The sequence below is a fragment of the Ensifer meliloti genome (genome assembly GCF_030064585.1).
GTDB lineage: Bacteria > Pseudomonadota > Alphaproteobacteria > Rhizobiales > Rhizobiaceae > Sinorhizobium > Sinorhizobium meliloti.
Window position 1 is genome coordinate 678,289 of sequence record NZ_CP120364.1, and the last position, 22,630, is coordinate 700,918.

Genomic DNA, 22,630 nt, shown 5'->3' on the forward strand with positions numbered 1-22,630 from the left:
CGGCGCCTCCTCGCGCGAATAGGAGAACCAAGAGCCGCGACTTGTGTTCCCGACGGCGGCAGGCGCCGCGAATCCCAGCCGCACGAACAGCGCGCGATAGGCAGATAAAATTTCATCGGACGGCGGGAACTTTGATGCTCATGATTGTGTTGATGGAGGGCACATAGGCGGCGAGTGGGCCGGTCGCATTCAACACGTTTCCCGGAACATGAACGATGCAGATACTGTCTGTCACGGCCGAAATTTTTCCGCTCGTCAAGACCGGCGGCCTGGCAGATGTAGCGGGATCGCTCCCCAAGGCACTCAGGGCCCACGGCATCCACACGCGCAGCTTCGTTCCGGGTTACCCCGGCGTCATGCGCGCGCTCAGCGACGCGACCCCGGTCGCCGAGTTTGAAAGCCTGTTCGGCGAACGCGCCATTCTCATCGCGGCGCGGGCTCACGGGCTGGATCTCTTCGTGCTCGATGCGCCGGCCTTCTATGACAGGCAAGGGGCTCTCTACGTAGACAGGCATGGCCGGGATTATGCGGACAACTGGAAACGCTTCGCCGCCTTCTCGCTGGTCGCATCGCAAATCGCGCGCGGGCTCGTTCCCAACTGGCGGCCGCACATCATTCACGCACATGACTGGCACGCGGCGATGAGCCTCCTCTATCTGAAGTACGCCGGCGACGACACCATTCCTCGCGTCCTGACCGTGCACAACCTTGCGTTCCAGGGGCAATTCCCGGCCCACTACTTCCCCGAGCTCGGCCTCCCGGCGGAAGCATATTCGATCGACGGCGTCGAATATTACGGCGATATCGGGTTCCTCAAGGGCGGCCTGCAGGCAGCCGATGCGATCACGGTCGTCAGCCCCACCTATGCGCGGGAAATCATGTCCCCGGCCTTCGGCATGGGGCTGGAAGGCGTGATGAACGAACGGCATGCGGATGTCGTGGGCATCGTCAACGGCATAGACCTGGAAGTATGGGATCCATCCTCGGATCCCTGCATCGAGCATCACTATTCGGCGCGCGTGCCGCTGCGCCGCCTGCCCAACCGGCAGGTGCTGCTCCGGCATTTCGGCCTGCCGGACACCTGCGGACCGATCTTCGCCAGCGTCAACCGGTTGACATGGCAGAAGGGCATGGACTTTCTCGCTGCGACCGCCGGCGAGATTGTCAAGAATGGCGGCACCCTGATCATCCATGGGCAAGGCGAGGAGAAGCTGGAAGCCGCATTCATGGATCTCATGCGACGGTTCCCGCAAAACATCAGTGTAAGCATCGGTTATGACGAGCACCTCGCCCACAGGATTCATGCCGGCGCGGATGCAATGCTCGTTCCGTCCCGGTTCGAGCCCTGCGGCCTCACGCAGCTTTACGCGCTGCGCTACGGCTGCGTACCGGTCGTCGCCCGCACGGGCGGCCTGTCGGAGACCATCATCGATGCCAACGATGCCGCGCTCCATGCCCATGTCGCGACGGGCATACAGTTTGCGCCCATCGACGAGGACGGACTGCGCCATGCACTGCGCCGCACCTTCCGGCTCTACCGGCTGCGACGCGTCTGGGAGGGACTTCGCCGCCAGGGCATGAAAACCGACTGCTCGTGGCATCGCAGTGCGGCCCGCTATGCGGAGCTTTACAGCGAACTCCTCAATCCCGACATGCGCCTGGTCGGCAGCGCCTGACCTGGAAACTCCAGGAAAAGTGCGCAGCGGTTTTCCGTCCGGAATTTCGAAAGCAAAAGGGCTGGGCATTCAGGGGAAAGCGGAAATGCTCCAGCATGCGCCGGCGCCGTCCCTCGCCTTTCCCGGAATTCCGCAATTTCGCAAATTGCTATCATTCGCAAAGGTGATGAATTGATAAGCAGTGCGGCATGGATTGCGCCGCCCGAATATGCGAATGGCTGCGCAGGTTGCCGCGCCGGATTCTCTGAAATCCGTGCCTCGCGACCGGAAACGTTCCGCGGGACCGCGGACCCGCTCTGAAGGAATTCGCATCCATGGCCGTCGACAGCGTCCCCGGCAACCTTTCCCGTGAAAACGGCGCCGCCCGCGCCGGCGTGGTCGTTATGCTCCTCGGCATGTTGATGTTCTCGGTGAACGACGTCATGGGGAAGTGGCTCGTCGCCACCTACTCGGTCGGCCAGGTGGTGCTTATCCGCAGCATCGCCGCTGCCCTTCTGCTCGCGCCCTTCCTGTGGGTAAGCGGCCCGAAAAAACTCTTCACTCTCGAGCGGCCCGGCCTTCAGCTTGCCCGCGTCGTCGCCTCGACCGCCGAGGTGGTCGCGTTCTATTTCGCCGTCGTCTACCTGCCGCTGGCTGACGTCATGACCTATTGGCTGGCGGCGCCGATCTATGTCGCGGCCGTTTCGCCGCTGGTGCTGAAGGAACCTGTCGGCTGGCGGCGCTGGACGGCGATCGGCATCGGCTTCGTTGGCGTCGTCGTCGCGCTCGAGCCGTCGTCACAGGCCTTCACGCTGCCGGCCGTCATCTCGATTCTCGGCAGCATGACCTTCGCCTTCATGATGATTTCCGGGCGTTCGCTGCGCGGCACTCCGGATACGACGCTCGCCTTCTGGCAGATTGTCGGCGCCGCGGTCGCCGGCCTCGTCTGGGCACCCTTCGACTGGACACCCCTCAAACCACTCGACACGGCGCTCATCTGCCTGCTCGGCGCCGTAGCAATGATCGCCCATGTCCTCGTCAACCGGGCGCTGAAGCTCGCCGATGCCGCGACGGTCGCCCCGTTGCAGTATACGCTACTCTTCTGGGCAATCTTCTTCGGCTGGCTGATCTTCGGCGATACGCCGCGGCTGTCGATGGTGATCGGCGCCGCCCTCATCGTCGCCTCCGGTCTCTTCATCTTCTTCCGCGAACAGCAACTGAAAAGGCAGGGGCGGCTAAAGGGCTAATCCCGGGCACGACTTCCACACTTCATCAACGCTAAGAATATCGATTATCGCGCCTATCGATTTCGCTTATGTAACGTCTGCCCCTACAGTTCCCTGGAAGCGCCGAACAAAGGCGCAACCGAGGGGAAAGAACATGCGAAAGCTCATTCTGGCGCTGGCACTCGCCGGCACTGCACTGTCTTCTTCCGCCGTTGCTGCGGAGAAGCTAAAGATCGGAACCGAGGGTGCCTATCCGCCCTTCAACTTCGTCGATTCCAGCGGCAAGATCGGCGGTTTCGACGTGGAAATCGGTCTCGCGCTCTGCGAGCGCATGAAGGTCGAGTGCGAAGTCGTCGCCCAGGATTGGGACGGCATCATTCCGGGCCTGCTTGCCAAGAAGTACGACATGATTATCGCGTCGATGTTCATTACCGAGGAGCGCAAGAAGCAGGTGGCTTTCACCAATCCCTATTACCTGGCCGCGATGACGCATGCGGCACCGAAGGGTGCCGGCATCAGCGCCTTCAGCAACGAGGCGCTCCAGGGCAAGGTGATCGGCGCCCAATCCGGCACGACCCAGGCCGACTATATCGCCGCCGTCTACCCGGATGCCGAGATCAAGCTCTATCCCACCCAGGACGAAGCCAATCTCGACATGGTCAACGGTAGGCTCGACCTGCAGGTCGGCGACATGCTGCCGCTGCTCGATTGGGTCACCAAGAATGACGACGGCAAGGGTTGCTGCGAGCTCGTCGGCGAGCCGATCACCGACAAAAAATTCGTCGGCGACGGCGTCGGTATTGCTGTCCGGCAGGAGGACAACGAAATGCGCGAGAAGCTGAACAAGGCGCTTGATGAGATCCGCGCCGACGGGACCTACAAGAAGATCAACGACAAGTATTTCACCATTGACGTCTATACGATGAAGTGACGGCGCATGCCTCTCATCCGGCCTGCCGGCAGGCCGGATGAGAGGCAAAATCTATTTTTTTCCCGAGAAGGCAAAGACGTCGACCGGCTCATCAAGCCCCCGCAAGGCATAGGAACCCAGATTTTCCATCTGCCCTGCACAGCCTGCCTTTTCGACGAAGGCTCTTGAGAGCAGAACCGGACGCTTCAGCTCCTTCGTAAGGGTTTCGAGACGCGAGGCGATGTTGACCGCCGGTCCGATCACCGTGAAGTCCAGACGCCGGCGCGAACCGATATTGCCATACATCACATCGCCGACATGGACGCCGATGCCGTAGCCGAGCGGATCGTGGCCCTTGCGCAGGTTCTCCTCATTGAGAACGGCAAGAGCGGCCTGCGCCTCGCCGATGGCTCCGAGAAGCTGACTGCAGGCACAGGGATTGCTGAGCGGAAAGATCGCCAGCAGCCCGTCGCCCATGAATTTCAGGATCTCCCCGCCGTGCCGCTCGATCGGTTCCGACATGGCGTCGAAATAGCCGTTGAGGAGTTCGATGACGTCGTCCCTGGGCCATAGGTCGGACAGCTTCGTGAAGTCGCGCAGATCGCAGATGAGGATCGCCGCGCCTACCGTCACGCCGCTGCCGCGTGTGGTCGCTCCGGCCAGGATCTGCTCGCTCGCATGCGGCCCGACATAGGTCTCGAGAAGCGTGCGGGCGAAGCGGTTCTTCAGCCGGATTTCACTGACAAGCGCCAGGGCCGGCAGAATATCCTTCAGGAAGGCGAGATCATCGGAGCTGAATCCGCCCGGCCTGTCGCTTGCAAAGGTGACCGCGTGCCGCTTGCCGAGCGTATGGAGCAGGGGCCAGATGATGTACTCGGTCAGTCCCTCCGCGCGCAGTTCATCATAGAGCGGGTAATCCGGACCCGCCGATGTCGGGTCGTCAAGGCGTCTGCGCACTTCTTCCGCCCCCTCGTTGAAATCGCGCAAGGGGCTGCTCAGATATTGCGTGGTGTCCTCGACGCCGTAGGCATAGGTATCAAGCTCCGCCTCCGCCAGACCCTTTCGCCATAGAATCCGTGCACCGATCCACTGCGGGTGGTGAATTCTGAAATGCAGGGTGGCGCGGGCGACGGGCACGCCGGCCTCCACCAGCTTGTCGCACATCTCCACGAAGATGTTGTCGATAAAGCGTTCGCCGCGCGTCTCGATGACGAGCCAGTCGATGATCCGGCGCCGCCGCGCCGGCCATGTCCCCTCGCTTTCGCCGGGCAAAGGCGGCTGTGGCTGTGTCGGAGACTGAACTGCGACGTTCGCCTCGCTCGGGTTCGTGGTGGCCATTTCAAAACCCCAGGGATTGCTGCGCGGGCTCCGGCGGAGCGACCTTGACGCCTTCCATTTCGAGCATTCCGAGCTTCGTGGAAGAACCGCCCGGCGCCGAGAAACCGCCGATCTTGCCGCCGGCTGCGAGAACCCGATGGCACGGGATGATCAGTGCCACGGGATTCTTCGCCATCGCTTGGCCGACATCCCGGGCCGCCTCCGGGCCTGCGCCGAGATCCTTCGCAAGGGCGCCGTAGGTCGTCGTGCTGCCCCACGGGATCTTTCGCGCGGCCTGATAGATCTTCTCGAAAAAGGCGCCCTGTCCCTGCAGATCGAGATCGAAGCGGGAAAAATCCGTCTCCCTTCCCTCGAAATAGTCCTTCACCGCCGCGACCGCTTCGGCAACCCGCGGCGGCGGCTCGTGCGGCGCTCCGTCGGGCAAACGCCGCAGAAGCAGTCGCTCGGTGGATTCGGCGCTTCGCGTCGGCAGCTGGAAGCGCGTGATGCCGGCATCGCTCCAGGCGATGCCGCAGAAACCGCGTGCGGTTTCGAAAATATGGTAATGGTTCATGAGTTCGCTCTCCTCCAGCACCGCATGCCCGACTGAGGCACGCCGAGTTGCTGTAGCGCTTCGAATTCCTTCATGGAGAATCGTGCGCCCGGGCCTTCAATTCAACCCGTTTTCCCTAGGGGAGACCTAAAAAAGACGATCTGATTTTCGTCATTCATGCCTTGGCGCTCGCCGGATCTCTTGCGAGGATGCGGATAACTCGAACTGACCGGTGCATCGCTTGACCTCAGATGTCGATTTCTTCGCGCGTAGCGCCGTCCAGGTGGCGGCTGATCTGATCGGCGCCGATTTCACCGTTTCCGGTGTCGGCGGCACGATAGTCGAGACGGAGGCCTACCTGCCTGATGACGCGGCGTCGCATAGTTTCGCCGGCACCACGGCGCGCAATCGCGCCATGTTCGGTCCGCCGGCGCATGCCTACATCTATCTCTCCTACGGCCTGCACTGGTGCCTGAATTTCGTCTGCCTGCCAGGCAGCGCCGTACTGATCCGCGCGATCGAACCGCGATGGGGCATAGACACGATGCGGGCGAGACGTGGCGTCCGTGAAGAGAGGCTATTGTGTTCCGGACCGGGACGTGTCGGACAGGCGCTGGCGATCAGCCGGGAGCTGGACGGATTGCCTCTCGGAGAGGATCCGTTCCGCCTCACCCTGCCCTCCACGAAACCGCCGCTCGCCGCCGGCATCCGCGTCGGCATAACCAAGGCGGTAGAACAGCCCTGGCGGTTCGGGCTGGCCGGCTCATCCTTTGTGAGCCGCAAGTTCTGATGCAGCTTCGCCGGTCGGGTGAAGCCGCTCTTCGGTTCCGTTCAAGTTGACACGGAGACCCGCTTCTGTCCTTAAGCTACATCCCACGCGTCTGATCGGACGCGCAAATATCGCTGTAGCACTTTGATCTTCTGCATGTCGTTGTCCTTCGATCGGGTAGAATTAAAGGACAAATGCATCGATGCTTCGATCAGAGCTGATCGTAAGTGGATGAGTTTGATGACATCACGATGGGCCTGGTTGTTTTCGCAGGTCATGCGGCGAATCTGGTTTCCAGCCACGCTTTTCTCCATTCTTGCGATTATAACTGCACTCATCGCAATTTTCCTTGGCCCATTCCGAGAGACCTTCCGAACCGGATAGGAGCGGACGCAGTCGACATAGACGAATCCTCGAAAAAGCGCTCGCAGGTTTTCGCCCGCATCCCGCTCGAATTCTCTAGGATCGTGGATACCAGTCGTTCAATGACCATAACATGCATCAGAGGAGGCAATTAGATGACGAAATCGAACATAGGCTTCATCGGGCTCGGATTGATGGGCCAGGGCATGGCGGCAAATATCCTGAAAAAGGGTTGGCCGCTCCAGGTGATGGCGCATCGCAACCGGGCGCCGGTGGAGATGCTCGTGGCCGAGGGCGCACGCGAAGCCAAGACGCCGCGTGAGATGGCGGAGCAATGCGACGTCATCGTCCTCTGCGTTACCGGCTCGCCGGAAGTCCTTTCGGTCATCGGCGGCCCGGATGGCATCGCGAGTGCGGGCAGGCCGGTCACCATCGTCGACTGTTCGACATCCGATCCCTCCGTCACGACGAAGCTTGCAGCCGATCTCGCGGGAAGCGGCCTTACGCTCATCGATGCGCCGCTCAGCCGTACGCCGGCCGATGCCGCCGCGGGCACGCTCGATGTCATGGTCGGCGGCTCGGAGTCAGACGTGCAGCGCGTGTGGCCGGTACTCGAATGTTTCGCCGGTCGGATCATCCACACGGGGCCGACCGGCTCCGGTCACACGATGAAACTGCTCAACAACTTCCTATCGATGGGCTACGCGGCGCTCTATTCCGAAGCGCTGATGCTCGGACGCAAGGCCGGGCTGACGCCCGAGGTCTTCGACAGCGTCATTCGCGGCGGCCGGATGGATTGCCCTTTCTATCAGACCTTCTTCCGCTGGGTCTTGGAACGCGACCCGAATGCCCACAAATTCGCGATCCGCAACGGCTTCAAGGACATGAGCTATCTTGCCGGCTACGCCATTGCCGCCGGCGTCGCCAATCCCGTCGGGGCAGCCGTCCGGAACTCATTTGCACAGGCGGTCGGCGCGGGCCGCGGCGAGGATTACGTGCCTATGCTGTCGGATTTCATCGCCGAGGCGAACGGTCTCGAGTGAACGCAACGGCGAGCGCCTTTTGCCGGGCGGTCTGACAGAATTCCATCAGCGGTGAAATGCAATCTTGCAGGGATGCAACATTGCCACTGGTCTGCGGCTTTGACTGAGTCCCGCGGAATGGTGAATGTGACTGCGGCTGAAAATGGAACAAACGTTCCGGCGTCGCCGCATCTCAGCACCATTCCCCGAGGAGACATCCGACATGACCGCCCTCCCCTTCGCCCTCAACCATATGGCCGCGCCCGCCCTCCCGGTCGACGCGTTCTTCTCGCTTGCGAACTCGCTCGGCATCTCCATGGTCGAAATCCGCAACGACCTCGCCGGCAACGCCATTGCCGACGGGACGCCTCCGGAGGAGGTGAAAGCCCTTGCGGAGAAGCACGGGCTGACGATCGTCTCGATCAACGCCTTGCAGCGCTTCAACGAATGGAACGAGCAACGGGCAGACGAAGCGCGCGAGCTCATCTCCTATGCACGCGATTGCGGCGCGAAGGCGCTGGTGCTGGTGCCCGTCAATGACGGCAGCGGCAAAGAGGACGGCGTCCGACAAAGCAATCTTCGGCAGGCGCTCGGCGCGCTGAAGCCGATGCTCGACGCGGCCGGCATCACCGGCCTCGTCGAGCCGCTCGGCTTCGAAGCCTGCTCGCTGCGCTCGAAGGCGGAGGCCGCCGAAGCGATCCGGGCAGTTTCCGGTGAACGGAGCTTCCGCCTGGTGCACGACACGTTCCACCATCACCTTGCTGGCGAAGACCAGTTTTTTCCGGATCTCACCGGCCTCGTGCACATCTCCGGCGTCATCGACGCAAACCTGGCCGTCTCGGACATGCGCGATCCGCATCGCGTTCTCGTCGACGCCGCCGACAGGCTGGACAATCAAGGCCAGACTCGCCGGCTGCAGGATCAAGGCTATGCTGGGCCCTTCTCATTCGAGCCCTTTGCCCCTTCCGTGCACGAACTTGCCGACCCGGCGGACGCCCTGCGCGAGAGCATGGACTACCTCCGGTTACGGAGCTGACCGCCACCAGCAGTGGAAAGAGCGGGAATCCAAACCGGCGCGCCCACGCGCTCTTGACGGCGCCCGGATAAAATGGAATACATATTCCGTAATATCAAAACTCTGGTTTGTTTGTTCCGTTTTGATTGGAGGTGCAGCGGGAGTGCCGCTTCCGGTCGAAGACTGGACGCGATTTCGGGAAGAAGATCGCGTTCCCGGCTGAAGAAGGTGTGGCCGGCACCAAGTGGAGGAGAAGAACAATGAAGAAATTTTTCCTGGGCACTGCGATGGCCGTCCTGATGTCGACGGCCGCGCATGCGGAGACTATCGGCGTGTCGATGGCGCTCTTTGACGACAACTTCCTGACGGTGCTGCGCAGCGGGATGCAGGAATATGCAAAGACGCTCGACGGCGTCGAGCTGCAGGTCGAAGACGCGCAGAACGACGTCGCGAAACAGCAGAGTCAGATCCAGAACTTCATCGCCGCGGGGGTCGATGCCATCATCGTCAACCCGGTCGACACCGATGCGACTGCCGCCATGTCGAAGATCGCTGCGGATGCCGGCATTCCGCTGGTCTATGTCAACCGCGAGCCGGTGAACGTCGATACGCTTCCGGACAAGCAGGCCTTCGTGGCGTCGAACGAACAGGAATCCGGCACGCTGCAGACCAAGGAAATCTGTAAGATGCTGGGCGGCAAGGGCAAGGCCGTGGTCATGATGGGCGAGCTCTCCAACCAGGCTGCCCGCATGCGCACCAAGGACATCCACGACGTGATCGCGACCGACGAATGCAAGGGCATCGAGATCGTCGAGGAGCAGACCGCGAACTGGTCGCGCACCCAGGGCTCGGATCTCATGACGAACTGGCTTTCCGCCGGCCTCGAATTCGACGCCGTCATCTCCAACAACGACGAAATGGCGATCGGCGCAATCCAGGCGCTGAAAGCGGCCGGGCGCTCGATGGACTCCGTCGTCATCGGCGGCATCGACGCGACACAGGATGCGCTCGCCGCCATGGCGGCCGGCGATCTCGATGTGACGGTGTTCCAGAATGCCGCCGGCCAGGGCAAGGGCTCAGTCGATGCCGCCCTTAAGCTCGCCAAGGGCGAGCCGGTTGAAAAGAAGGTCTACATTCCCTTCGAGCTCGTCACGAAGGATAACCTGGCGCAATATCAGACGAAGAACTGATCGTTCGCTGCATGGGGCGCGGCAAAGCCGCACCCCCGCTTACAAAGAGTCATGGGGCGCGGTCATCCCGCGCTCCCTTTGAGGGCCGCGCATCTTATCGGCCGAGCCTGCAAGGCCGAAAGGGGAGGCATGTTCCGCACGCCGCGTGGACATTCCGGTTGAACCGGAACATGGGAGGCTACCAGAATGACACTCAGTCCCACGACAATGGCAGCCGTGCGCGCCAGCGGCGCCGTTCCGAAATCCGAATACCTTCTGACTGCCGAGGGCGTTCGCAAGGAGTTTCCGGGTGTCGTTGCGCTCGACGACGTGGAGTTCAAGCTGAAGCGCGGCACCGTGCATGCGCTCATGGGCGAGAACGGAGCCGGCAAGTCGACCTTGATGAAGATCCTCGCCGGGATCTATTATCCCGACCAGGGCGAGGTGAAACTCAGGGGCGCCGGCATCCGGCTGAAGTCGCCACTCGACGCACTCGAGAACGGCATCGCCATGATCCATCAGGAACTGAACCTGATGCCTTTCATGACCGTCGCCGAGAACATCTGGATCCGCCGGGAACCCAAGAACCGTTTCGGTTTCGTCGATCATGGCGAAATGCGCCGCATGACGGCAAAGCTCTTCGAGCGGCTCAAGATCGATCTCGATCCGGAGATCGAGGTCCGTCACCTCTCGGTCGCCAACCGCCAGATGGTCGAGATCGCCAAGGCGGTCTCCTACGAGTCCGACGTGCTGATCATGGACGAGCCCACCTCGGCGCTCACCGAGCGCGAGGTCGCGCATTTATTCGAGATCATCCGTGACCTGCGCTCGCAGGGTATCGGCATCGTCTACATCACCCACAAGATGAACGAGCTGTTCGAGATCGCCGACGAGTTCTCGGTGTTCCGCGACGGCAAATATATCGGCACCCACCTCTCGAACGAGGTCACCCGCGACGACATCATCCGCATGATGGTCGGACGTGAAATCACCCAGATGTTCCCGAAGGAGGAGGTGCCGATCGGCGACGTGGTGCTGTCGGTGAAGAACCTGACGCTCAACGGCGTCTTCCGCGACGTCTCCTTCGATGTGCGCGCCGGCGAGATCCTCGGCGTTGCCGGCCTCGTCGGATCCGGCCGCTCCAACGTCGCCGAGACGCTCTTCGGGGTCACGCCGGCGAGCTCGGGCACGATCGCGATCGACGGGAAAGAGGTCGTGATCGACAGCGCCAACAAGGCGATCCGTCACCGGATGGCGTTTCTCACCGAGGATCGCAAGGACACCGGCTGTCTGCTCATCCTCGACATTCTCGAAAACATGCAGATCGCCGTGCTGCAGGACAAATTCGTCAAGCGCGGCTTCGTCAGCGAGAGGGAAGTCACTGCCGCCTGCGAGGAGATGAGCCGCAAGCTTCGGGTCAAGACGCCGAACCTGCAGGAGCGCGTCGAGAATCTCTCGGGCGGCAACCAGCAGAAGGTGCTGATCGGCCGCTGGCTGCTCACCAATCCGCGCATCCTGATCCTCGACGAGCCGACGCGCGGCATCGATGTTGGCGCCAAGGCCGAAATCCACCGCCTGGTGACCGAACTTGCCCGCAACGGTGTCGCGGTCATCATGATCTCGTCGGAAATGCCGGAAGTGCTCGGGATGAGCGACCGGATCATGGTGATGCACGAGGGCCGGGTCACCGGCATTCTCGACAGGGCGGAAGCCACCCAAATCAAGGTCATGGAGCTTGCGGCGCGATAGGGCGGGATGAGGAAAAGTGTAAGGTTTTCGCCCGCATTCCGCTCTGACCTTTGGAACCGATCAAGGCGAACTGCCGACCGCAGGGAGGAAAGAAGATGAATACCAATGTCGCAGCACAGGGCACGGGCTCGTCCCTCGCCCGCTCGAGACGGCGCATGCCGCCCGAGCTCAACATCTTTCTGGTGCTGATCGGTATCGCGCTCGTCTACGAGGTTCTCGGCTGGCTCTTCGTCGGCCAGAGCTTTCTGATGAATTCGCAGCGCCTGACGATCATGATCCTGCAGGTGTCGGTGATCGGCATCATCGCCGTCGGCGTCACGCAGGTCATCATCACGGGCGGCATCGACCTCTCGTCAGGCTCGGTCGTCGGCATGACCGCGATGATCTCGGCGAGCGTCGCGCAGGCCTCCACCTGGCCGCGGGCGCTCTATCCGTCACTGACCGACCTTCCGGCCATCGTACCGATCGGCCTTGGTGTCGGGATCGGTCTGCTCGCCGGCTTCATCAACGGCCAGCTCATCGCCAGGACCAAGATTCCGCCCTTCATCGCCACGCTCGGCATGATGGTGTCGGCCCGCGGTGTCTCCAAGTGGTACACGAAGGGTCAGCCGGTCTCGGGTCTCACCGAGCAATTCAACTTCATCGGCACGGGCATCTGGCCGGTGATCGTCTTCCTCGTCGTGGCGCTGATATTCCACATCGCGCTGCGCTACACCCGCTACGGCAAATTCACCTACGCGATCGGCGCCAATGTCCAGGCCGCGCGCGTCTCCGGCATCAATGTCGAAGCCCATCTGGTGAAGGTCTATGCGATCGCCGGCATGCTTGCGGGCCTCGCAGGCGTGGTCACCGCCGCCCGCGCCCAGACGGCGCAGGCCGGCATGGGCGTCATGTACGAACTCGACGCGATCGCCGCGACCGTCATCGGCGGCACGTCGCTCACAGGCGGCGTCGGCCGTGTCACCGGTACGGTGATCGGCACGGTGATCCTTGGCGTGATGACGTCAGGCTTCACCTTCCTCCGGGTCGACGCCTACTACCAGGAGATCGTCAAGGGCATCATCATCGTCGCTGCTGTCGTTGTCGACGTCTATCGCCAGAAAGGCCGGAAAAAGACATAAACATACTGCTCCTCCAAGCAAAATTATCGGCCGGGATGAAGGAATTCATCCCGGCTTTTTTCTTTCCTCGCCAACGCTTTGAGCCGTGATATTCTCGTGAATGACATATGCTCGTCTTGCAACGCAGCCCCTTCGACTCTGGGCTGGCTCGTAGGTCGCCGATAGACTATATGGCAGCATGCAAAACTATCGGAGAATTACCATGTCGTCGCAGCGCCAGCTTGCGAAGCACAGCCGGCCCCGGTTCATGTTCCAGCTCTGGAGCGCGATGCTAAGCGTCCATACCCGCGAAGCGGCCTCCCTCTTCCGGTACCGCGTGCGATAAACCACTTACGGTAAGGTGCCTGACTGTTTTCCGTCCGGAGCGCTTATTTTCAAAGTGAGACTAGCTCGCGAGAACCAGCCCTCCGTAGCGACTGATTTCGTTTTCGATTTCAGCGACCAGCGTATCTAGCGCGGAATTTCTCACCTTTCTGGCGCGGCGGGCGACATATGCCAAGGCAGGCGGCGTGGGCAAGCGTTCGGTGACGATCTGCATTTCGGGGCGCAGATGACGCCCGCTCAGAAGTGCTACACCCATGGCCGAAGTGACCGCGGCAACGATACCAGCAGCGCTTGCACATTCGAATACGGTTTCAAGAACCACTCCGCCGTCCTGTCCGATGTCGAGCGCCCATCTACATTCGTCGTCGAAGGACAGGAAGGGAATCGGGCCCTGCTGCGCCAGTGACAGCTGCGGGTGCTTGACCCAATGGAGCTCCTCCCGGAACAGAACGACGTCGGTCGGCCGGACTTCATGAGCGAAAACCTGCAGGATCGCGGCGTCTAGCTCCCCCCGCTCCAGCATCGCTCGCAGGACTAGACTCATGCGGACTTTGGTGCGGACGGCGACATTCGGATGCAGGCGGCGAAATCTCCCCAATATCCGCGCGAGGTCGCTGCACGCCGTGTCTTCGGTCAAGCCGAGCGCGATGCGTCCTTCAAGTGACGCTTTCGATAAGCTCAGAAGCGCTTCGTCATGCAAGCCGAGGATTTTCCCGGCATAATCCAGCAAATCATCTCCGGCTGCGGTAAACATCGCTCCGCCCGGGCTCCGGCCGAGCAGGTCACAATCGAGGCTCGTCTCGAGCCGTTTGATCTTGTGGCTGACGGCAGACTGCGACAGGCCCAGGGCCTCGGCCGCGCGGGTTATCCCGCCGTGACGCCGGATCGCCCACAAGGCGCGCAGCGCATCGATTTCCAAACGTCGGCCGTTGAACTCTTTCATTGCGGTCCCAGTCATGAAAATTGCGAAGACGATGCGGCTTAAGCTGTCATTTGGCAAGAATGCATTAGCGTTTCGGTCGAACTGTCATGCAGTGATCGAAATTTGTCATGTGCAAACGGAACCTCCGTTGCCTATGGCTGAGCGGCAAACCACATGACCTGAGAACGCGATGACCCACCAGCCCATCTCGCTGTCCGCTCCAAGACATCACCGTCTCCTTTGGCCGATGATGGCAACGCTCCTGGTCGTCGGCTGGAGCTCCGGTTTCGTCGGCATTCGCTATGCCAGCGAAGGGGCAGGTGTCATGCTGGTTCTGTTCTGGCGCACTCTTCTATCGGGAGTGATCCTGCTGCCTTTCGCACTGACCATCGGTCCGCGGTTGCGGATGCGCGGGATTGCGGAGCAGATGCTGTTCGGTGTGATGTCCGTATTTTTGTACCTTGGTGGCTTTGCACTTGCCATCGAGCAGCGGGTGCCGACGGGGCTGGTCGCCCTCATCTCCGACCTCTTACCGTTGGCGATTGCCGCCCTGTCGCAACCCGTTTTGGGTGAACGCCTGAGCGCGCGACAATGGTTTGGGACGGCGATTGCGGTTTTCGGCGTGCTGATCGTCTCGTTCGACAGCCTCAGTTTCGGTGCGGCCCCCTTGTGGGCATATGGGTTGACAGTCGGTTCGATGCTGGTTTTTGCCCTTGCCTCGGTTCTACACAAGCGGCGGCGAACCCAGCACATGCCCGTGCACCAGAGCCTTTGCATCCACACCCTGACCGGTTCGGTGCTGTTCGGGCTGTGCGCCATGATGCAAGGCGATCTCGCTCCACCCCTCACGGCCGCTTTCGCCGTGGGAATGGTGTGGCTGGTGCTGATCGCAACCTTTGCCGCCTATTCGATCTATTACACGAGCCTGCGCCTCTTCCCGGTGGCTCAGGTCAGCGCTGCGATCTACCTCAGTCCGCCTGTCACCATGCTGTGGGCTTGGGCGCTGTTTTCCGAGCCATTAACTGCGGCCACCTTCATAGGCCTGACGGTGACGCTGGTGGGCGTCTGGATGACGTCGCGCAGCTGAGATTGTGCGGAGATCCTGAGCCTGCACTTCCAGAAGGTAAGATAGACCTTCGGGAACGGTTCATTGTTTCAGTGAACAGTGCAGGCCTCTAAGCCCACCGAGGAGACGGCGCCGAAACGGAATTGCGCACCACCAGATCGGGCCTCAGGAAGATTTCCGTTTCGGCGGGGCGCCGGTCGGAGAGAAGCTCCAGCAGAAGCGCCATGGCGTGTTTGCCGATCAGCGTGCGCGGCTGACGGATCGTGGTCAGGGCCGGCGTCATGAATGTCGCCTGAGGCACGTCGTCGAAACCTGTCACCGAGAAATCGCGCGGTATGTCATAGCCGCGCGCCTTCAGCCCGATCATCACCCCGAGTGCCGTCTGATCGTTGACGCACATGAATGCCGTCGGCAGCGTGTCGCGAACGAAGAGCCGCTCGACGGCAGCCCTGCCGCTCTCGAGCGTGCCATCGCCGTCCTGGACCAGCCGAAGTTCCGCCGGCACCCCCGCCGCATCGAGGCCCGCATCATAGCCGGCGCGGCGCCGCTTATAGGCAAGGCGGGTTCGCGAATCGCCGATGAAAGCGATCTTGCGATGGCCTTCGGCGATGAGGAGATCGACCACCTTGCGGGCGCCCTCCACATCGTCGACACCCACATAGGGTATGCCGCCGTTGAAGACGGGCTCGAAGATGCCGACGCTCGGCGGCAGCCGCGCCGCTATCGTGTCGTGGCCGAAGGGCAGGATGCCGGTAAAGAGGATCAGACCCGCCGCCTGGTTGGAGTTGAGAAACTTCAGATATTCGACCGCGCGCTGGGCGTCGTTCTGGGTATGGCCGATCAGCACGCCGTAGCCGTGCGACCGTGCCTCGTTTTCGAGGCCGACCAGAATACTCGAAAAGTTCGGATCGCCGATATCCGGAGCGACGACCAGGATCATGTTCGAGCGGCCGAGGCGCAGGCTGCGTGCCATGGCATTGGTGGTGTAACCGGTGATCGCGATCGCCTGGTTGACCTTCAGCCGCGTGGATTTCGCAACCTTCTCCGGGTTGTGGATTGCCCGCGATACCGTCGCGATCGAAACTTCAGCGATCCTAGCGACGTCTTCGATGGTTGCGGGCGTGGAATCCGACACTGCGCTCTGCCTTGCGTCTCCCTACTGCATGTTTCCCTAGATCCCGATTCAAGGATAAAACAAGCAGCCAATTCAATCTGCTGCGGCCTTTGCGTGTCCGATAAGAACGCGCGGCGCTGTACAAGGCGGGACACTACACACACCGCGGGCAACGTCAAAGGCGACGGGGCAAATTCCTGTGCATGTCGTCATGTAAACCTTTACATTGCGAGTGTAAAGGTTTACATGACGTCCATTCGCGGTCGGGAGCCGCAAGGGGGAAATCGATGAATCCGGAGACGGTCGACGCCGCGCGCGTCGTGCTGGAGGCACGGCGGATCAGCAAGTCGTTCAGCGGCGTGCAGGTGCTCTTCAGTGTCAATTTCGAGCTTCGCGCCGGCGAAATCCACGCCCTGATGGGCGAGAACGGCGCCGGCAAGTCGACGCTCGTCAAGATTCTCTCAGGTTTCGAGCAGCCGTCCTCGGGCGAGGTCCTGCTCGACGGCCAGCCGGTAACGCTTCCTGCTAACGGTGCGGCCGAAGCGCTGGGCATCGTCATCATCCACCAGGAATTCAATCTTGCCGAACACCTGACTGTTACCGAAAGCCTGTTTCTCGGTCGCGAGGTGACGCGTTTCGGCGTGCTCGACCGCAAGTATATGCGCGCGGAGACGCGCCGGGTTCTCGATCTGCTTGGCTGTCATGTGGACGCGAACGCGCTGATCGGCAGTCTTTCCATTGCCGAAAAGCAGATGGTTGAGATCGCCAAGGCCATCAGCCGCGACGCGCGGATCGTCTTCATGGACGAGCCCACGGCCGTTCTATCCCGCGAGGAGACCAACTTCCTTTTCCGGCAGGTCCGCAAGCTGCGCGACCGGGGCACGAGCTTCGTCTTCGTGTCGCACAAGCTCGACGAAGTCATCGAACTGACCGACCGCGTGACGGTGCTGCGCGACGGGCAGTGGGTGAAGACTGCCGCGACTTCGATGCTCGACGGCGAGTCGATCGCGCAGCTCATGGTCGGCCGCGAATTGTCGAGCCTCTTTCCCGCCAAGAAAGAGCCGAACGTCGACGAAGAGGTCGTGCTGCGTGTCGACGCCGTCTCGACCGACTATGTCCAGGAAGCCCGCTTCGAGGTGCGCAAAGGCGAAATCCTCGGCTTTTCGGGTATGATCGGCTCCGGCCGCACCGAACTCATGGAGGCGGTCGCCGGCCTCAGGCCCCGCCTGTCGGGCGAGGTGACGATCCGTGGAGAGACCGTGCCCTCCGGCGACGTGCACGCGGCCAACCGGCGCGGTCTTGCCTACATGACCAAGGACCGCAAGGCGAAGGGCCTGCTGCTCAATTCCGGCATGACGGCGAACCTAACCTTGCAGTCGCTCGGCCGGCATGCCCGCATCGGCTATCTCAGCCCGGCGAGCGAGGCGGCTGCGCTCAAAAAAGCCCGCCGCCGCTTCGACATCCGCGTGCGCGACGGCAACGTCGTCGCCAGGCGCATGTCCGGCGGCAACCAGCAGAAGCTGCTGCTCGCCAAGGTGATGGAAACGGAACCGGACATCATCATCATCGACGAGCCAACACGCGGCATCGACGTCGGCACCAAGCAGCAGATCTATCATTTCATCTCGGCGCTCGCGCGCGACGGCCGCTCGATCATCGTCGTCTCTTCCGAAATGCCTGAGGTCATCGGGCTTTGCACCAGGGTCGCGGTGATGCGCGACGGACGCATCGTCGGCATGCTCGAAGGAGACGAGATCTCCGAGCAGGAGATCATGCGCTACGCAGCCGGGCTGAAGAAAATGGCTGCGGCCTGACCGGCTTGGACGCGCGGCGAAGGCAGGCACAGGAAAAGGAATTCCCCCGGGCTCCGGGGCGGGAGGTTGATCTGGACATGAGCGTGAACGAGGAAAGCATCCAAAGCACAACACACCGCCGGACCTGGCGGGACGTCGATCTCAGGGCGGTGGCGCCGTTTGCCGCGCTTGCACTGCTGTTGATCGTCGGTGCCATGGTCAACCCCAACTTCATCAGTCTCAACAACCTCGCCAACGTCGCCACCCGCAGCGCCTTCATCGCCATCATCGCGGTGGGCGCCACCTTCGTCATTTCCGCAGGCGACCTCGACCTTTCCGTCGGCTCGATGGTCGCCTTCGTCGCAAGCCTGATGATCCTGTTCATGAATTCCGGCGTGATCGCCGATCCGGCACTGATGCTCACGGCCGCGGTCCTTTTTGCGGTCGTCGCCGGTAGCGTCTGCGGGCTCGCCAACGGGCTGATCACCACGGTCGGCAGAATCGAGCCCTTCATCGCGACGCTCGGCACGATGGGCATCTATCGCGGCCTTACCACCTGGCTGTCGCAAGGCGGCGCCATCACCCTGCGCGAGCCGGAATTACAGGAGCTCTATCGCCCGGCCTATTTCGGCAGCATTCTCGGCATGCCGGTGCCGATCGCGATCATCCTCGCGGTCACCGCCGTCGCCGCCTTCATCCTTTATCGCACGCGTTACGGCCGGCACGTGGTCGCGGTCGGCTCCAACAGCGACGTGGCCCGTTATTCCGGCATCGCCGTCAACCGCGTGCGCACCATCGCCTTCGTCATCCAGGGACTCTGCGTCGCCGTCGCCGTGCTGCTCTACGTGCCGCGCCTCGGCTCCACCTCGGCCACGACCGGCATCCTCTGGGAACTGCAGGCCATCACCGCCGTAGTCGTCGGCGGAACGGCGCTCAAGGGCGGCGCGGGCCGCGTCTGGGGCACGATCTGCGGTGCCTTCATTCTCGAATTGGTCGGAAACATCATGCTCTTGTCGAACTTCATCAGCGAATACCTGATCGGCGCGATGCAAGGTGCGATCATCATCATCGCGATGCTTGTCCAGCGCTCGCTGGTACGCAAATCGTGACCAGGCCGGATCTAGGGCGATCCGGCCACATCAACCACGACCTAGAATTATTGGGAGGAAGACGCATGCGAAAGGGATTAATGGGCTTTGCCGCCGTCGCGATGATGGCACTGACGAGTGCAGCCCATGCACAAGACAAGAACGTCACGATCGGCGTGTCGATCCCGGCGGCCGACCATGGCTGGACCGCCGGTGTCGTGTTCCATGCCGAGCGCGTTGCCAAGCTGCTCATGGAACAGCATCCGGGCCTCAACGTCATCGTCAAGACCTCGCCGGACCCGGCGAGCCAGGCCAACGCCGTGCAGGACCTCGAAACGCAGGGGATCGACGCCCTCGTGATCCTGCCGACCGACCCCGATCCGCTGGTCAACGCCATCAAGGAAGTCAAGGGCAAGGGCACCTTCGTCGCCTTGGTGGACCGCGCGCCCTCGACCAACGACAACAGCGTGCGTGACCTCTATGTCGCCGGTAACAACCCGGCACTCGGCCAGGTCGCCGGCGAATACATCAAGGCCACAACTCCGGAAGCCAAGGTGGTCGTCATTCGCGGCCTGCCGATCCCGATCGACCAGCAGCGTCAGGACGGCTTCGACAAGGGCATCGCCGGCTCCAAGGTCGAAATCCTGGACCGCCAATACGGCAACTGGAATCGCGATGACGCCTTTAAGGTTATGCAAGACTACCTGACCAAGTATCCGCAGATCGACGTCGTTTGGTGCCAGGATGACGACATGGCCGTCGGCGTGCTGCAGGCGATCGACCAGGCCAAGCGCACCGACATCCAGTATGTGGTCGCCGGAGCCGGTTCGAAGGACATGATCAAGAAGGTCATGGACGGCGACAAGATGATCCCGGTCGACGTGCTCTATCCGCCGGCAATGGTCGGCACCGCACTTGAAATGACCGTTGCCAACTTCTACGGCCAGGTCCCGGTTCGCGGCACCTACACGATCGATGCGACGCTGGTGACCAAGGAAAACGCCAAGGACTTCTATTTCCCCGACTCGCCGTTCTGATCGGACGCCGGAGCTAGTGAAGATACGGCCTGCCTGAGGCTTTCCTCGGGCGGGCCGTTTAATGGCCTTTATACAACGGGCTACCCCCTCTGCCCTGCCGGGCATCTCCCCCGCAAGGGCCCCGCAAGGGGGGAGATTGACAAGGGGCGAACTCCCGCTCCCTCGATGTGCCTTCGTTTCGGCGCGTGCTGGCTTAACTCGAGGCACCGCTTTGCTTCTGGCCGATCTCCCCCCTTGCGGGGAGATGCCCGGCAGGGCAGAGGGAGTGACCGTGGGCACTCCCGCCGCCGACCCGATATGCCGCGCCACCGCTCACCCCGCCGGAAACGACGCCACCACCTTTAACCCGCGACCGCCGTCACCCTCCTCCAGCCGCATGGTCCCGCCGTAAAGCGCGGCGATTTCCTCGACGATCGGCAGGCCGAGTCCGGTACCGGGGGCTTCCTCGCCGCCGCGCCGGAAACGCTTGAGCGCCGCCTCGCGCAGCTCCGGCGGAATGCCCGGGCCGTTATCCTCCACTTCCAGCAGGACCGAGTGGTCTCGGCTCTCGACGCGCACGGTCACCTCCGCCCCGCGGCCGGCATAAAGCAACGCATTGCCGATGAGGTTCTTCAGGAGTTCGCCGACAAGCAGAGGCTCGGCGCGGATCCAGTGCTCGCCCTCGCCGGCAAAGCCGAGGTCGATGCCGGCTTCGCCCGCCGCCGGCACGTGGTCCGCCGTCACGGCGCGGGCAAGCCCGCCGAGCTCGACCCGCTCCAATCCCCGTGCCTCGTCTCTGCCCGCGGCATCGATCTTCGCCATCAGCAGCAGTTGAGCGAGAATGCGCTCGGCATTGGCGACGGCTTCGTCCGCCTTCATCGCCGCCGCCCGGGTTTCTTCAATCGTCGTCGCCCGCTGCGCAAGCGCAACCTGCGTGCGGATGATCGCGAGCGGAGTCCTGAGCTGATGGCTGGCATTGCCGGTGAAGTGCCGCAGCGCATCGAGGGCCGATTGCAGGCGGACCATGAAAGAGTTCACGGTATCGACGAGCCCCTGGACTTCGTTCGGCACCTGCTCGCGGATCGGATGCAGATCGTCCGGACTGCGCTCCGCGATCGCATCGCCAAGCCGATAGAGCGGCCTCAAGGAAAAGGTGACGGCGACCCAGACGATCATCGCCGCGCCGGCGATCATCAGCCCAAGGCGCAGGGCCGAGCGGATGATGATGGTCTGCGCGAGCTGGCGCCGGGCGATCGTCGTCTCGGCGACGGTGACGACGAAGGGAACGGAATTGACCCCGGTCGAGGCGGAGCGTCTGAGTGCTGCGACGCGGATAGGTTCGCCGCGAAAGACGGCATCTGCGAAGCTCGTCGATTGACCGGTGCTTTCGGAGAGCGAAGGCAGGGTCTGATAACCGGTGATGAACTCGCCGGGCGGGCCGTCCACCCGATAAAACACCCGGTCCTGCGCCGCGGATGTCAGCATCTCGAGCGCGACATAGGGGATATCGACCTGCAACGAGCCGTCTTCGGCCACGACCACGCGCTCGGCGATCGCCAACGCCGATCCGGCAAGCACGCGGTCCGAGACGGCATTCGCCGTCTTGATGGCTTCCCGGTAGGTATCCGCCAGTGCGACGACGCCGATCACCGCTGTCGAGATCAGGAGCCAGCCGAGCAGCCTGCGCCGCAGCGAATAGACGACCTTTCTCATTCCGGGGACGGCCTTCATTCGGGACCGGCCGTCTTGTCGAGATAATACCCGATGCCGCGGGCGGTGCGGACGGTCAACCCGAAGGGCGCCAGCCGCTTGCGCAGCCGGCTCACATATTGCTCGATCGCATTGGGACTCAGATCGTCGTCCAGGCCCGTCAGCGATTGCACGATCGCGTCCTTGGCGACGACCTTTCCGGCGCGCATGAACAAAAGCTCGAGAAGACCGAGTTCGCGCGCCGGAATTTCGATCGGCATGCCTGCCGAGGAGAAACTCCGCGAGGTGAGGTCGAGCGAGACATTGCCATAGCTGACGACGGAGGCTCGCAACCCCGCCTGCCGGCGCAACAGCACCCGCACCCGCGCCTCGAACTCGCCGATATCGAAAGGCTTGATCAAATAATCGTCGGCGCCGAGGTCGAGTCCCTTGACCCTCTCCTCGGGCGTGCCGCGCGCCGTCAGGATGAGAACCGCCGCGCGGTTTTGGCGTGCCCGCATGGCACGCAGCACGTCCAGTCCATCCATCTCCGGCAGGTTCAAATCGAGGATCACCAGATCGAAGCTTTCGGCCGCGGCAACCGCATGCGCAGACGCCCCGTCGCTCACGACGTCGACGGCATAGCCGCTGCCCCGCAGAAGCGTCGAAAGACCCTCCGCCAGGGCCCGATTGTCCTCAACCAGCAAGATACGCAATATCGCCTCTCCCCGGGATCACTCTATCGGTCG

At 62.3% G+C, this 22,630-nt stretch carries 19 protein-coding genes; 13 read left to right on the forward strand and 6 right to left on the reverse strand.

The features are described 5' to 3' along the window. Positions 1–215: 215 nt before the first annotated feature. The 3 genes from glgA (at position 216) to PZL22_RS03120 (ending at position 3,812) form a co-directional block, all read left to right on the forward strand. Positions 216–1,676, forward strand: coding sequence for a glycogen synthase GlgA (gene glgA / locus PZL22_RS03110; RefSeq protein ID WP_127594948.1), 1,461 nt, complete (start codon positions 216–218; stop codon positions 1,674–1,676). Between the two features lie 314 nt (positions 1,677–1,990). Next, on the forward strand, positions 1,991–2,902 hold the full coding sequence (locus tag PZL22_RS03115) for a DMT family transporter (RefSeq protein ID WP_003530524.1): 912 nt from the start codon (positions 1,991–1,993) through the stop codon (positions 2,900–2,902). Positions 2,903–3,035: 133 nt separating this feature from the next. Next, a complete protein-coding gene (locus tag PZL22_RS03120) occupies positions 3,036–3,812 on the forward strand; it encodes an ABC transporter substrate-binding protein (protein WP_003530526.1) in 777 nt (258 codons plus the stop codon). A gap of 51 nt (positions 3,813–3,863) precedes the next feature. Here the strand turns inward: PZL22_RS03120 and PZL22_RS03125 are convergent, their stop codons facing one another. Next, positions 3,864–5,129 carry an adenylate/guanylate cyclase domain-containing protein gene (locus tag PZL22_RS03125; RefSeq protein WP_003530528.1) on the reverse strand — a complete coding sequence of 422 codons (1,266 nt, stop codon included), beginning with the start codon at positions 5,127–5,129 and terminating at the stop codon, positions 3,864–3,866. 1 nt (position 5,130) lies between these two features. After that, complete coding sequence (locus PZL22_RS03130) at positions 5,131–5,682, reverse strand: methylated-DNA--[protein]-cysteine S-methyltransferase (RefSeq protein ID WP_284718467.1); 552 nt, start codon at positions 5,680–5,682, stop codon at positions 5,131–5,133. Positions 5,683–5,893: 211 nt separating this feature from the next. Here PZL22_RS03130 and PZL22_RS03135 point away from each other — a divergent pair, with 211 nt between their 5' ends. The 6 genes from PZL22_RS03135 (at position 5,894) to PZL22_RS03160 (ending at position 12,869) form a co-directional block, all read left to right on the forward strand. Next, positions 5,894–6,451 carry a DNA-3-methyladenine glycosylase gene (locus PZL22_RS03135; RefSeq protein WP_003530532.1) on the forward strand — a complete coding sequence of 186 codons (558 nt, stop codon included), beginning with the start codon at positions 5,894–5,896 and terminating at the stop codon, positions 6,449–6,451. Positions 6,452–6,948: 497 nt separating this feature from the next. Further along, positions 6,949–7,836 carry an NAD(P)-dependent oxidoreductase gene (locus PZL22_RS03140; RefSeq protein ID WP_003530537.1) on the forward strand — a complete coding sequence of 296 codons (888 nt, stop codon included), beginning with the start codon at positions 6,949–6,951 and terminating at the stop codon, positions 7,834–7,836. A 202-nt stretch (positions 7,837–8,038) separates the two neighbouring features. After that, complete coding sequence (locus PZL22_RS03145; protein ID WP_003530540.1) at positions 8,039–8,851, forward strand: TIM barrel protein; 813 nt, start codon at positions 8,039–8,041, stop codon at positions 8,849–8,851. Between the two features lie 239 nt (positions 8,852–9,090). Beyond that, the gene (locus PZL22_RS03150) at positions 9,091–10,020 is read left to right on the forward strand and encodes a sugar ABC transporter substrate-binding protein (RefSeq protein WP_003530542.1); all 930 of its coding nucleotides are present in this window, start codon (positions 9,091–9,093) and stop codon (positions 10,018–10,020) included. A 186-nt stretch (positions 10,021–10,206) separates the two neighbouring features. Beyond that, on the forward strand, positions 10,207–11,748 hold the full coding sequence (locus tag PZL22_RS03155) for a sugar ABC transporter ATP-binding protein (protein WP_003530544.1): 1,542 nt from the start codon (positions 10,207–10,209) through the stop codon (positions 11,746–11,748). A gap of 95 nt (positions 11,749–11,843) precedes the next feature. Then, positions 11,844–12,869 carry an ABC transporter permease gene (locus PZL22_RS03160; RefSeq protein ID WP_003530546.1) on the forward strand — a complete coding sequence of 342 codons (1,026 nt, stop codon included), beginning with the start codon at positions 11,844–11,846 and terminating at the stop codon, positions 12,867–12,869. A gap of 385 nt (positions 12,870–13,254) precedes the next feature. On the opposite strand, the gene PZL22_RS03165 is transcribed toward PZL22_RS03160, so the two are convergent. After that, positions 13,255–14,136, reverse strand: coding sequence for a LysR family transcriptional regulator (locus PZL22_RS03165; protein ID WP_284718468.1), 882 nt, complete (start codon positions 14,134–14,136; stop codon positions 13,255–13,257). Positions 14,137–14,305: 169 nt separating this feature from the next. On the opposite strand from PZL22_RS03165, the gene PZL22_RS03170 reads away from it, so the two are divergent. Continuing rightward, positions 14,306–15,202, forward strand: a complete 897-nt coding sequence (locus PZL22_RS03170; protein WP_284718469.1) for a DMT family transporter — start codon at positions 14,306–14,308, stop codon at positions 15,200–15,202. A gap of 88 nt (positions 15,203–15,290) precedes the next feature. Here PZL22_RS03170 and PZL22_RS03175 read toward each other — a convergent pair whose 3' ends face one another. Next, positions 15,291–16,316 (reverse strand): LacI family DNA-binding transcriptional regulator, encoded by a 1,026-nt coding sequence (locus PZL22_RS03175; RefSeq protein ID WP_284718470.1) that lies wholly within the window; start codon positions 16,314–16,316, stop codon positions 15,291–15,293. A gap of 266 nt (positions 16,317–16,582) precedes the next feature. Here PZL22_RS03175 and PZL22_RS03180 point away from each other — a divergent pair, with 266 nt between their 5' ends. The 3 genes from PZL22_RS03180 to PZL22_RS03190 all read left to right on the forward strand — a co-directional run bounded on the left by PZL22_RS03180 (position 16,583) and on the right by PZL22_RS03190 (position 20,213). Beyond that, on the forward strand, positions 16,583–18,109 hold the full coding sequence (locus tag PZL22_RS03180; RefSeq protein WP_284718471.1) for a sugar ABC transporter ATP-binding protein: 1,527 nt from the start codon (positions 16,583–16,585) through the stop codon (positions 18,107–18,109). 77 nt (positions 18,110–18,186) lie between these two features. Continuing rightward, positions 18,187–19,197: an ABC transporter permease gene (locus PZL22_RS03185; protein WP_003530558.1), complete on the forward strand. Its 1,011-nt coding sequence runs from the start codon at positions 18,187–18,189 to the stop codon at positions 19,195–19,197. Between the two features lie 65 nt (positions 19,198–19,262). Further along, positions 19,263–20,213 (forward strand): substrate-binding domain-containing protein, encoded by a 951-nt coding sequence (locus tag PZL22_RS03190; RefSeq protein ID WP_010976234.1) that lies wholly within the window; start codon positions 19,263–19,265, stop codon positions 20,211–20,213. A gap of 312 nt (positions 20,214–20,525) precedes the next feature. On the opposite strand, the gene PZL22_RS03195 is transcribed toward PZL22_RS03190, so the two are convergent. Continuing rightward, a complete protein-coding gene (locus tag PZL22_RS03195; RefSeq protein WP_284718472.1) occupies positions 20,526–21,923 on the reverse strand; it encodes a sensor histidine kinase in 1,398 nt (465 codons plus the stop codon). Further along, positions 21,920–22,597 (reverse strand): response regulator, encoded by a 678-nt coding sequence (locus PZL22_RS03200; RefSeq protein ID WP_003530564.1) that lies wholly within the window; start codon positions 22,595–22,597, stop codon positions 21,920–21,922. Before PZL22_RS03200 ends, PZL22_RS03195 begins: the two co-directional genes overlap by 4 nt. Positions 22,598–22,630 lie beyond the last annotated feature (33 nt).